Source organism: Ereboglobus sp. PH5-10 (assembly GCF_029504735.1).
Taxonomy (GTDB): domain Bacteria; phylum Verrucomicrobiota; class Verrucomicrobiia; order Opitutales; family Opitutaceae; genus Ereboglobus.
This window is the reverse complement of record NZ_JAQFIP010000005.1, coordinates 209,427-221,920: the sequence shown is the minus strand read 5'-3', so window position 1 is coordinate 221,920 and position 12,494 is coordinate 209,427. Positions and strand designations below refer to the sequence as shown.

9 protein-coding genes are annotated in these 12,494 nt (G+C 60.7%); all 9 read left to right on the top strand.

All coding sequences use genetic code 11. The features are described from left to right. The first annotated feature begins 137 nt into the window (after positions 1 to 137). Positions 138 to 1,379, top strand: coding sequence for an MBL fold metallo-hydrolase (locus tag M2447_RS06355; protein ID WP_277557874.1), 1,242 nt, complete (start codon positions 138 to 140; stop codon positions 1,377 to 1,379). A gap of 40 nt (positions 1,380 to 1,419) precedes the next feature. Further along, positions 1,420 to 2,679 carry an MBL fold metallo-hydrolase gene (locus M2447_RS06350; protein ID WP_277557873.1) on the top strand — a complete coding sequence of 420 codons (1,260 nt, stop codon included), beginning with the start codon at positions 1,420 to 1,422 and terminating at the stop codon, positions 2,677 to 2,679. Positions 2,680 to 3,026: 347 nt separating this feature from the next. Then, a complete protein-coding gene (locus M2447_RS06345) occupies positions 3,027 to 4,280 on the top strand; it encodes an MBL fold metallo-hydrolase (RefSeq protein WP_277557872.1) in 1,254 nt (417 codons plus the stop codon). A gap of 182 nt (positions 4,281 to 4,462) precedes the next feature. Then, positions 4,463 to 5,680 (top strand): MBL fold metallo-hydrolase, encoded by a 1,218-nt coding sequence (locus M2447_RS06340; protein WP_277557871.1) that lies wholly within the window; start codon positions 4,463 to 4,465, stop codon positions 5,678 to 5,680. A 33-nt stretch (positions 5,681 to 5,713) separates the two neighbouring features. Next, on the top strand, positions 5,714 to 6,967 hold the full coding sequence (locus tag M2447_RS06335) for an MBL fold metallo-hydrolase (RefSeq protein ID WP_277508913.1): 1,254 nt from the start codon (positions 5,714 to 5,716) through the stop codon (positions 6,965 to 6,967). Positions 6,968 to 7,298: 331 nt separating this feature from the next. Then, a complete protein-coding gene (locus M2447_RS06330) occupies positions 7,299 to 8,636 on the top strand; it encodes a sn-glycerol-1-phosphate dehydrogenase (protein ID WP_277557870.1) in 1,338 nt (445 codons plus the stop codon). A gap of 386 nt (positions 8,637 to 9,022) precedes the next feature. Next, positions 9,023 to 9,883, top strand: coding sequence for a hypothetical protein (locus M2447_RS06325; RefSeq protein WP_277557869.1), 861 nt, complete (start codon positions 9,023 to 9,025; stop codon positions 9,881 to 9,883). A 104-nt stretch (positions 9,884 to 9,987) separates the two neighbouring features. Beyond that, the gene (locus M2447_RS06320) at positions 9,988 to 10,854 is read left to right on the top strand and encodes a hypothetical protein (RefSeq protein WP_277557868.1); all 867 of its coding nucleotides are present in this window, start codon (positions 9,988 to 9,990) and stop codon (positions 10,852 to 10,854) included. Positions 10,855 to 11,045: 191 nt separating this feature from the next. After that, entirely contained in the window at positions 11,046 to 12,386 is a 1,341-nt protein-coding gene (locus M2447_RS06315) for an MFS transporter (protein WP_277508907.1), read from the top strand. Positions 12,387 to 12,494: the final 108 nt, after the last annotated feature.

Genomic DNA, 12,494 nt, shown 5'->3' with positions numbered 1-12,494 from the left:
CGCGCGCATGAAACAACCAATGTAGGGGCGCACCTTGCGTGCGCCCTCGCGTCCGCCCGCTTTGGGGCTTCGTGCGCAAGCAGTCTTTCGCAAACGAGGGCGCGCGCAAGGCGCGCCCCCACAAACCCATTCCCCCAATGAAACCCAACGCCCAAAACACACTGCTTCCCCGCGTTCTCGCCCTTCTCGTTTTTTCCGTCACCGCCATCCCTTTCGCGCGCGCCGAGTCCGTCAAGGTCGGCGACCCGCTGCCGCCGTGGAGCGAAGGCTGCCTCGACATCCACCACATCAACACCGGACGCGGCGAATCCTCGTTTATCATCATGCCCGACGGCACGACGATGCTCGTGGACGCCGGCGCCGTCGCCGAGAAACCGCGCTGGAGCCCCGAGGCTCGTCCCGACGCCTCGCGCGCACCCGGCGAGTGGATCGCCCGCTACATCGCGCGCGCCATGCGCGCGACCCCGAAAAAAACCGTCAGCTACGCGATGCTTTCGCACTTCCATATCGACCACATGGGCGCGCTGTCAAAAAACACGCCCGACTCGCGCATCGGCCCCTACAAGGCCAGCGGCATCACCGAGGTCGCGGACTTCGTTCCTTTTGAAAAAATCATCGACCGCGCATGGCCCGACTACAAGGGGCGCGGCGGCCCGTGGAATGACGCGAAAATGAAAAACTACCGCAAGTTCGTGGACTGGCAGATCGCGAACAAGGGCATGAAGGCGGAGCGTTTCAAGGTCGGCGTCAACAACCAGATCACCCTCGGCAACAACCCCGCGAAATATCCCAACTTCGAAATCCGCAACCTCTCCAACGACGGCATTGTCTGGACGGGCACGGGCGCGGAAACGCGCGACGCCCTCGGTGAGCACACGACCAGCGGAAACAAATGCAGCATCGCCTTTCGCCTGGCCTACGGAAAGTTTAAGTATTTCAGCGGCGGCGACCTCGATTGCAGGGGCGCAGAAACCGGCGGCGTCAACATCGAGGCGGAAGTCGCCAGGGCCTCAGGCCGCGTGGATGTCATCAAGGCAAACCATCACGGCAATTACGACGCCAACGGCCCCGACTTCATGCGCGCCCTCAGCCCTCGGGTGGTAATCATCGACACCCTCGGCGCCAGCCAGCCGTCCATGAACGTGTGGCGCCGCCTGCGCGACAAGGCTCTCTTTCCCGAACGCCCGGATGTCTTTGCGACAAACCTCATGGAGGCGACCGCGCTGGCCATGAACGAAAAGCCCGAAAAGGTAAGCGTCCACAGCCATGTCGTCGTCCGCGTCAGCCCCGGCGGCGAAAAATATTTTGTTTATCGCGTGACCGACACCGACGAGAGCGGCCGCGTCCAGTCCGTCCACGGCCCCTACACATCACGATAGAAAATAGCATCACACTGGTATCACCACATTCCCCAAAACCATGAAGACACAGTTGCGCAGCATCATCACACTCTTCGTTTTCACAGCTTGTTTTTTCCCCGCCCGCGCCGACGCCGTCAAGGCCGGCGGCACCCTGCCGCCGTGGAGCGAGGGCTGCCTCGACATCCACCACATCAACACCGGACGCGGCGAGTCGTCGTTTATCATCATGCCCGACGGCACGACGCTGCTCGTGGATGCCGGCGTGAGCAACGCGAAGAAACCCTACATCATCGGCACGCTGCCCGACGAGACGCGCGAGCCCGGCGAATGGATCGCGCGTTACATCAAGCGGGCGGGCGCGGGCACGCCGTCGCGCGCGCTCAATTACATGCTCGTCACGCATTTTCACTCCGACCACTTGGGCGACCCGTCGAAGAACTCAAAAATCACCGAGCCCGGCGGCTACAAACTCGCCGGCGTCACCGAGGTCGCCGAGCATGTGGCGATCGAAAAAATTATCGACCGCGGCTGGCCCGAATACGATTTCCCCGCGCCACAGAAAGGCGCGCCGGGCGCGATGGTCGCCAACTACCGCAAGTTCCTTGACTGGCAGATAGCGAACAAGAGCGTGAAAGTGGAGCGCTTCAACGCCGGCGTGACCGACCAGCTCGCGCCGCGCCACAATCCATCGAAATACCCGAACTTCGAGATCCGCAACCTCGCCGTCAACGGCGTCGTCTGGACGGGCGTCGGCACAAACACGCGCAACCATTTTCCCGACCCGAAGGACGTGGCGAAGGGCGCGATCATCGAGAACAATTGCAGCGCCGCCTTCCGCCTTTCCTACGGCGCGTTTGATTATTTTTCCGGGGGCGACCTCAGCGTGCTCGACTTGGAAACCGCCTCGACCGCCGATCAGTGGATCGACATCGAGCGTCCCGTCGCGCTCGTCACCGGCCCCGTCGATGTGATGAAGGCCAACCACCACGCCTACCGCGATTCGAACAGCCCGTTTTTCCTCAGCGTGCTGCGCCCGCGCGTGGTCGTCATCCCCATCTGGAACGTCGCGCAGCCCTCCATCAACACCTACCGCCGAATGCAGTCAAAGAAGACGTGGCCCGGCGCGCGCGACTTGTTTCTCCTCAGTCAGCCCGAGGCCGCTCAACTGGCCACGCGCCTCGACAAAAAAGGCCCGCCCCCCGGCCACGTCGTCATCCGCGTGAAACCGGGCGGTGCCGAATACAGCGTTTATGTCATCGAGGAAACCAACGAGAGCGGCCGCGTAAAATCCGTCCACGGCCCCTACAAGTCACGGTAATTATTAGGGAGTGCATAATAATACCGACATGAAAACACGGAATTGCCGTTTTCCCATCCCCAACGGGGATGCATCCATTAGCCCGGGGTTGGCGCGAGCTGCGAGCGCCTACCCCGGGTTTTGTAAAAAAGAACCCACAACCCTGAAAGGGTTGCATCCTCTGAAAACGCATGCCGGACACACAGGCCACAACCCCGTTGGGGTTGTTTGTTGTGTTCGTTATTCCCAGGGTAGCTCGCGAAGCTCGCAACCCTGGGCTAATGGACAGAAGCCCGTTGGGCTTCATTCAATGTCCCTTTTATTTCACACGCCTTAATTAAAACAAAAATTTCATCCCCAAAAAAATCATGAGAACACTCACTCGCAGCATCATCGCGCTTTTCACTTTTGCCGCCGTCTCAATCCCCGCCGCGCGCGCCGGCGCCGTCAAGGCTGGCGACACGCTTCCGTTGTGGAGCGAGGGCTGCCTCGACATTCATCACATCAACACCGGCAAGGGCGAGTCGTCGCTCATCATCATGCCCGACGGCACGACGATGCTTGTGGACGCCGGCGACATCGCCGCCAAGGGCGGCAGCCTCCTTGACGCGCTGCCCGATGACTCGCGCCTGCCGGGCGAGTGGATCGCCCGCTACATCAGCCGCGCGACCGCCGGCACGCCGGGACGCGCGCTCAATTACGTGCTGCTCACCCATTTTCATTCCGACCACATGGGCAAACTGACGAAAACCTCCAGGGATTCATCCGCCGGGGACTACAAACTCGCCGGGCTCACCGAGGTCGCCGAGCATGTCGCGTTTGAAAAAATAATCGACCGCGGCTGGCCCGATTACAATTTCCCCGAGCCGCTCAAGGGCGCGATGATGGCAAACTACCGCAAGTTCGTGGACTGGCAGATCGCGAACAAGGGCGCGAAAGCGGAGCGCTTCAACGTCGGCGTGAAAGACCAGATTGTGTTGCGCAAGAATCCCGCGAAATATCCCAGCTTTGAAATCCGCAACATCGCGGCCAACGGCGTTGTCTGGACGGGCGCGGGCACGAACACGCGCAATCATTTTCCCGACCCGAAGGACGTGGCTAAGGGCGCGATCATTGAAAACAATTGCAGCATTGCCTTCCGTCTTTCCTACGGGGAGTTCGACTATTTTTCAGGCGGCGACCTCAGCGTGGCCGGAATGGAATTTCCCTCAAGCGCCGAGCCGTGGATGGATATTGAGCGTCCGGTCGCGCTTGTCACCGGCCCCGTCGATGTGATGAAAGCCGGCCACCACGGCTACCGCGACGCGGGCAGCGCGTTCTTCCTCGGCACGCTGCGCCCCCGGGTGATCGTCATTGATACGTGGCACATCGCCCAGCCGTCCATCAACATCTACCGCCTCATGAAGTCCGGAAAAACTTGGCCCGGCCCGCGCGATATTTTCATCACCAACCAGCCCGAGGCCACCAGGCTGGTCACGCAAATTGACAAAAAAGGCCCGCCCCCCGGCCACATAGTCATCCGCGTGAAACCGGGCGGCGACGAGTATTACGTTTATGTCCTGGAGGAAACCAACGAGAGCGGCCGCGTGAAATCCGTCCACGGCCCCTACAAATCGCGGTAAAAATCCCAAATTACAAAATCACAAATCCCAAAAAAATCCCGAAAATCCAAATGACAAAATCTCAAAAAATACAAGCAGCATACGATGCCGGACGTAACGCAGACTGCCAAGTCTGCCCGACGAGGCGCAGCCTCGCCCTTTGGAATTTCGTGATTTCGAAATTTGGGATTTTTTTGGGATTTGTGATTTTGGGATTTGGGATTTCCTCCGCTCACGCGGCGGACGCCAAGGTTGGCGACCAACTGCCGTTGTGGAGCGAGGGTCATCTCGACATCCACTTCATCAACATCGGCTCGGGTGAATCGTCGCTCATCATCATGCCCGACGGCACGACGCTGCTCGTGGACGCCGGCGACCACGGCAACAAGGACGCCTACCATCTCGCCACGCTGCCCGACGGCACGCGCCAGGCGGGCGAGTGGATCGCGCGCTACGTCAAGCGCGCGACGAAGAACGCGCCGGGCGACGCGCTCAATTACGTGCTGGTTTCGCACCTGCACGGCGACCACATCGGAAGCCCCAAAAAACACACGCCGCTTGCCGCCTCCGGCGCCTACAAGCGCATCGGCCTCACCGAGCTTGCGGAGCATGTTTCGTTTGAAAAAATACTCGACCGCGGCTGGCCCGATTACGATTTTCCCGCGCCGGTGAAAACCGGCGTGGTCACAAACTACCGCAAGTTCCTCGACTGGCAGATTGCAAACAAGGGCGTGAAGGCCGAGCGCTTCAACGTCGGCGTGAACGACCAGCTCGTGATGCGCAACAACCCCGCGAAATATCCGAACTTCGAGATTCGCAACCTTGCCTCCAACGGCGTTGTCTGGACGGGCGTCGGCGCGAATACGCGCAACCATTTGCCCGATCCGAAGGACGTGGCAAAGGGCGCGATTATCGAGAACAATTGCAGCATCGCATTTCGCCTGTCCTATGGCGCGTTTGATTATTTTTCCGGCGGCGATCTCAGCGTGAATGGAACCGACACCGGCTCGGTCGGCGACATGTGGAAGGACATCGAGCGGCCCGTCGCGCTCGTCACCGGACCGGTTGATGTGATGAAGGCCAACCACCACGCCTATTACGACGCGAACAGCGCGTTTTTCCTCAAGTCGCTGCGCCCGCGCGTGATCGTCGTGGCCACTTGGTTCACCTCCCATGTGGATCTCGGCACCTACCGCCGGATGCAGTCCAAGGCGATCTGGCCCGGCGCGCGCGACATCTTCATCACCAACCAGCCCGAGGCCATGAAACTGGCCTCGCGCCTCGACCCGAAAGGCCCGCCCCCGGGGCATGTCGTCATTCGCGTGAAGCCGGGCGGCGACGAGTATTATGTTTATGTCCTTGAGGAAACCAACGAAAGCGGCCGCGTGAAATCCGTCCGCGGCCCCTACAAATCGCGCTAAGGAAAAAATAAAATTTCATACCCAAAAAAGATCATGAAAACATTTACCCGCAGCATCGTCGCGCTCCTCGTTTTTTCCGCCGCCATCATCCCCGCCGCCCGCGCGGCGGACGCCAAGGTTGGCGACCAACTGCCCTTGTGGAGCGAGGGCCATCTCGACATCCACTACATCAACATCGGCGCCGGCGAGTCGTCACTCATCATCATGCCCGACGGCACGACGCTGCTCGTGGACGCCGGCGACCATGGCAACCCGGACGCCAACCGCCTCGCCACACTGCCCGACGGCACGCGCCAGGCGGGCGAGTGGATCGCGCGCTACGTCAAGCGCGCGACGAAGAATGCGCCGGGCGACGCGCTCAATTACGTGCTGGTTTCGCACCTGCACGGCGACCACATCGGAAGCCCCAAAAAACACACGCCGCTTGCCGCCTCCGGCGCCTACAAGCGCATCGGCCTCACCGAGCTTGCCGAGCATGTTTCGTTTGAAAAAATACTCGACCGCGGCTGGCCCGATTACGACTTTCCCGCGCCGCAAAAAGGCGCCGTGGTCGCCAACTACCGGAAATTTCTGGACTGGCAAATTGCGAACAAAGGCGTGAAGGCCGAGCGGTTCAACGCCGGCGTGAACGACCAGCTCGTGATGCGCAACAACCCCGCGAAGTATCCGAACTTCGAGATACGCAACCTCGCCGCCAACGGCGTTGTCTGGACGGGTTTCGGCTCGGACACGCAAAACCATTTCCCCGATCCGAAGGACGTGCCGCCGGGCGCGATTATCGAGAACGCGTGCAGCATCGCCTTTCGTTTGTCCTACGGCGCGTTCGACTATTTTTCCGGCGGCGACCTCAGCGTGAACGGAACGGACACCGCCTCGGAAGCCGACCGCTGGAAGGACATCGAGCGGCCCGTCGCGCTCGTCACCGGCCCCGTCGATGTGATGAAGGCCAACCATCACGCCTACTACGATGCGAACAGCGCGTTTTTCCTCGGCTCGCTGCGTCCGAGGGTGATTGTCGTGGCCACTTGGTTCACCTCGCATGTGGCGCTCGGCACCTATCGCCGTATGCAGTCCAAGGCGATCTGGCCCGGCGCGCGCGACATTTTTATCACCAACCAGCCGGAGGCCATGCAACTGTCCAAGCGGCTTGACCCGAAAGTGCCGCCTCCCGGCCATGTCGTCATCCGCGTCAAGCCGGGCGGGGCCGAGTATAACGTGTATGTTCTCGACGAGACCAACGAGAGCGGCCGCGTGAAGGCCGTTTACGGTCCCTACAAATCGCGCTGAGAAACAAACACCGCACCGGCATGAAATTTCAAAACGAGCGCGCGCGCATCCCCAAAGGGGATGAGTCCTTTAGCCCGGGGTTGGCGCGATCTGCGAGCGCCTACCCCGGGTATGGTAAAAAAGAAAACACAACCCTGAAGGGGTTGTGTCCTCTGATGGCGCAAGACTCGCAAACAAAACAAACAGGCCGCAACCCCGTTGGGGTTGGTTGTTATATTCATTATTCCCGGGGTAGCTCGCCACGCTCGCAACCCCGGGCTAAAGGACGGAAGCCCGTTGGGCTTCATTCCACGGCTCTTTTATTTAAAGAGCATTAATTTATTACTTTCCCATGACACCCAATGTTGAAAATGCACTAAAGGCCGCAACCGACACCAAGGCGCTCTTGGTCGGGCGCGGTGTTCTGCGCGAGGCCGCGCCGCTGTTCAAGGAACAGTTCGGCGACAAGCGCGCGCTCATTGTCGCCGACACCACCACGTTCGGCATCGCCGGGCGCGATGTGGCGGAGTTTTTGCGCCAGGGCGGCGTGCCGCAGGACGAGGCGTTTGTGTTTTCCGAACCGGAAATGCACGCCGAATACCGCCACGTCGAGGCGCTCGCGGAGCGCCTGCGCGCCACCGACGCGATTCCCGTCGCCGTCGGCTCCGGCACCGTGAACGACCTTTGCAAACTCGCCGCGCACCTCGTGGAGCGGCCCTACATGATCGTCGGCACCGCCGCCTCGATGGACGGCTACACCTCGTTCGGCGCGTCCATCACCGCCGACGGCGCGAAGCAAACCTTCAACTGCCCCGCGCCGCGCGCCGTGCTTGCCGACCTCGACATTTTTGCGCGCGCGCCGGCTGACATGACCGCCGCCGGATACGCCGATTTGTTTTCAAAAGTCACCGCCGGCGGCGACTGGCTCGTGGCCGACATGCTCGCCGTGGAGCCGATCATTCCGCGCGCGTGGGACATCGTGCAGGGCGGCCTCGCCGACGCGCTCGGCGATCCCGCCGGCGTGCGCTCGGGCGATGCCGTCGCTCTCGGAAAACTCGTCGAGGGCTTGATGCTCGCCGGCTTCGCCATGCAATACTCGCGCATCAGCCGTCCCGCGTCCGGCGCGGAGCATTACATCAGCCACCTCTGGGACATGGAGGGGCACCGTTATCGCGGCCACGGCGTGTCGCACGGTTTTCAAGTCGCCGTCGGCACCGTCGCCATCCTCGCGTTTTACGAGCAGCTCTTTAAGCACGATCTCGCCGCGCTCGACATCGAGCGCTGTTGCGCAGCGTGGCCGGAGCTCGCCAAGGTGGAGTCGGACGCGATGGCCGAGTTTGGCGGCACGGTGTTTCGAGATCGCGTGCTTTCCGAGAGCCGTGCGAAATACATCAACAAGGAGCAGCTCGCCGCCAAGCTCGCCCTGGTGAAGCAAAACTGGGCCGCGCTCAAGCCGCGCCTGGAAAAACAACTGCTTCCCGTTGCCGAGGCGCAGCGTCTGCTGCGGCTTGCGGGCGCGCCCGCGGAGCCGGAGGATGTCGGCGCGAGCCGCGCGCAATTACGCCGCGCGCTGACCGTCGCCCCGATGTTGCGCAACCGCGTCACCGTGCTCGACCTCGCCCACTACACCGGGCTGTTCGACGCCTGCATCGACGGCCTTTTCGGAAAGGGCGGGCGCTGGGAAATCTGACCCGCGCCGCGCCGCGTTTCGGGAAAATTAATCACACATTCGCACATTATTAAGGAGTGAAAAATAATACTGGCATGAAAACACGAAAAGGTCGCCCGCCCATCCCCAACGGGGATGCGTCCCATAGCCCGGGGTTGGCGCGAGTTGCGAGCGCCTACCTCGGGTGCGATGAAAGGGAACGCACAACCCTGAAAGGGTTGCGTCCTCTGAAAACGCACGGCGGACAAACAGGCCACAACCCCGTTGGGGTTGTTTATTGTGTTTATCATTCCCAGGGTAGCTCACTGCGCTCGCAACCCTGGGCCATGGGACGGAAGCCCGTTGGGCTTCATTCAACGGCCCTTTTATTTTGAGAAGATTATTAACCCAAAAACAACAAACACATCATGAAAACAAACCTCGTCACCTCAATCCGTCGCCTGCTCGCGGGCACCTTGTTCCTCGCCGCCGCGACCGCTTTTTGCGGAAACGCCACGCTCGAATATCCCTTTGTCGGCACCTACAAACGCGAGGCCGCGCAAGGCATGGCCATCCACAAGGACACCGCGTTCCTGTTCAACAACACGGGCATCTGCCGCATGTATAATCTCAAGACCGGCGAGTTCATCACCTCGTTCGAACTCGACACGCTCGCGCCGGAAAACCATTCCAACTGCGCCGACTTTGGCGTGGAGTATCCCGCGGGCAACCACTCCTATCCGGCGATCTACGTTTCCGAGTGCTACGGAAAAAGGCGCTGCTTCGTGGAGAGCATCAACGCGTCCGGCGCGAAGTTGATACAAACCCTGGCGGTAAAAACCGGCGGCAAGGACGACCGTCCGTTTGACTGGTATGTGGATCGCGAGAAAAAATTCCTGTATTCAATCGCCATCGTCGCGGACGACAAAGGCATGAGGGAGTATCGCCTCTCAAAATACCGCCTGCCCGCGTTGAGCGCCGGTGATGTCAACTTCACCAAGGCCGACGTTATCGAGCAGTTCACCATCAAGTTCTCCCAGTTGAGCCAGGGCGGCACCATCCGCGGCGATTATCTCTACATGCCCGTCGGCCATCCGAAACCCTCCGACCCCAAGAAAGACCGGAAGGATCGCGGCCTGCTCGTCGTGAACCTGAAGACGAAACAAATCGAAAAAACGCTTGAGCTCAACCAGCTCGCCGTCGAGCCGGAGGACATCGCGTTCCACGGCGACAAACTGCTGATGTATTGCGGCCAGTCCGGCGGCCTGTGGCACATCACGGGATTCTGATTAAGGTAGGGCGAACCCTCCGGGTGAGCCGGAATTGCGAACGGCTCACCCGGAGGGTTCGCCCTACCAAAGCCGCCCCATCAAAATCACAAAAAACAACCCTCATGAAAAACACCGTCATTGCCGGCGTCCGGCGCGCGTTTGCGGCAGCCGCGTTTTTAGCCGCCGCCTCCACCGCATTTTGCGCGGGCGCCACGCTCGAGCATCCCTTCCCGGGCCAATACAAGGGGGAGTCCGCGCAAGGCATGACCATTCACAAGGACACCGCCTTCCTGTTCAACAACACGGGAGGCTGCCGCGTGTATAACCTCAAGACGGGCGCGCTCCTCAACGCGTTCAAACTCGCCGGCGCCGCGCCGGAGAACCATGCCAACTGCGCCGATTTCGGCGTGGAGTATCCCGCTGACAACGACACCTACCCGGCGATTTATATCTCCGAGTGTTTTGGAAAACGCCGCTGCCTTGTGGAAAGCATCAACGAGGCCGGCTCGAAATTGCTGCAAACGCTGGAGCTTAAATCCGGCGGCCCCGAGGAACTGCCCTACGACTGGATCGTGGATCGCGAGAAAAAATTCCTCTACGCCATCACGCTCGTCTCGGATGCGGGCGGCATGAAGGAGGCCCTTGTCACAAAACTCCGCCTGCCCGCGCTGGGCGAGGGCAACGTCATTTTTGCAAAGAAGGACATCATCGAGCAGTTCACCATCCGCTTCCGCAACCTGCACCAGGGCGGCACGATTCGCGGCGAGCGCCTCTACCTGCCGCTCGGCCGCCACAAGCCCCACGGAAAGAAAAAAGACACGCGCGACCGCGCCGTGATGGTCGTCAACCTGCGGACAAAACAAATCGAGAAAACCATCGACCTCAGCGACGACATCCATGTCGAGCCGGAGGACGCCGCCTTCCACGGCGACACGCTGCTGGTGTATTGCGGACAAACAGGCGGCCTGTGGCGCGTCAACGGACTCTAAACATCCCGATGACTTATTTCTGAATAATACATGACCACGGATTACACGGATTTACACGGATAAATACAAAAGCGACGGAGTCCGCATCCGTGTAAATCCGTGTAATCCGTGGTTAATAAAAATCAAAAAAATCCTAAATCGAGCTAACTCCCAAACAACACTTTCACACGGAAACACACACACGAAACAACATGGAAAAACAAAAAACCACCAAGAGCTTTCACTACTGGCAATGGCGCACCATCATCGCGACGATGGTCGGCTACTCGCTGTTTTATTTCATCCGAAAAAACCTCAGCGTGGCCATGCCCGGCCTGCAGGCGGAGTTCGGCATTACGAAGGCCCAGCTCGGCATCTTCCTCACCGCGCACGGCCTCATCTACGGCGTGTCTAAATTCGTCAACGGCATCATCGGCGACCGCGTGAACGCGCGCGCCTTCATGGTCTTCGGGTTGCTCGCCGTTTCGTTGTGCGGCCTCGCCTTCGCCTCCGGCCCGACAATCGCCGCGTTCTTCGCCGGCTCGAACACGGGCGAGAAATTCACCGCCATACTCGTCGTCACGCTCGGCGTGATCTGGATGCTCAACGGCTTTTTCCAGGGCACCGGATTTCCTCCCTGCGCGCGGCTCATCACCCACTGGGTGCCGCCCTCCGAGCTCGCGTTCAAGATGTCCATCTGGAACGCCTCGCACTCCATCGGCGCCGGCTTCGTCGTCGTGCTCTGCGGCTACCTCGTGATGCTCGGCTGGCGCTGGTGCTTCTGGGTTCCCTCCATGATCACCATCGTCGGCGCGGGCTTGCTCTGGCTCACGCTGCGCGACACGCCCTCGTCCGTCGGACTGCCGGAATTGCCGGGCACCGAAAAGAAATCCGAAACAACGGACACCGAGGCCGACCGCGCCGAGTTCAAAAAATTCCTCCGCAAAAAAGTCTTCCTCAACCCGATCGTCTGGCTCTGCGGCTTCGCCAACTTTTTCATCTACACCATCCGCTACGCCATCCTCGACTGGGGCCCGACCATGCTCGGCGAGTGGAAGCACATCTCGATCACAAAATCCACGTGGATGGTCGCCGGCTTCGAGATCGCCGCCATCGCCGGCATGCTCGTCGCGGGCTGGGCGACCGACCGCTTCTTCAAGGGACGCGCCGCACGCGTGTGCGTGCTCTGCATGGCGTTCGTGACGGTCATCCTGGTCATTTTCTGGCTGGTGCCGCTGCCGACCCTGGCGCTGGTTCCGGTGCTCATGGCCGCGGGATTTTTCATCTACGGCCCGCAGGCGCTCACCGGCGTGATCACGGCCAACATCGTCACGCGTCGCGGCGCGGCGACGGCGATCGGCTTCACCTCGCTGTTCTCCTACGCCAGCACGGTGCTCTCCGGCTGGGGACTCGGCCTGGTGGCGCAAAACTACGGCTGGGCGCCCGCCATCGGCGTGCTGTGCGGCGCGGGCGTCATCGGCCTCATCGCCTTCCTCTGCCTGTGGAACACGAAACGCGACGCCTACGAGGAGGAAAGCGCCGAAAAACAATAACCGAAAAAGGAAACTTTAGGCGGGCATTTTTGTCGGGTTTTTGCCTGACTAAAAATGCCCGCAACTTTTGCCCGGTATCACCGTCTCGCAAAAATCCAAAGCCCGCCC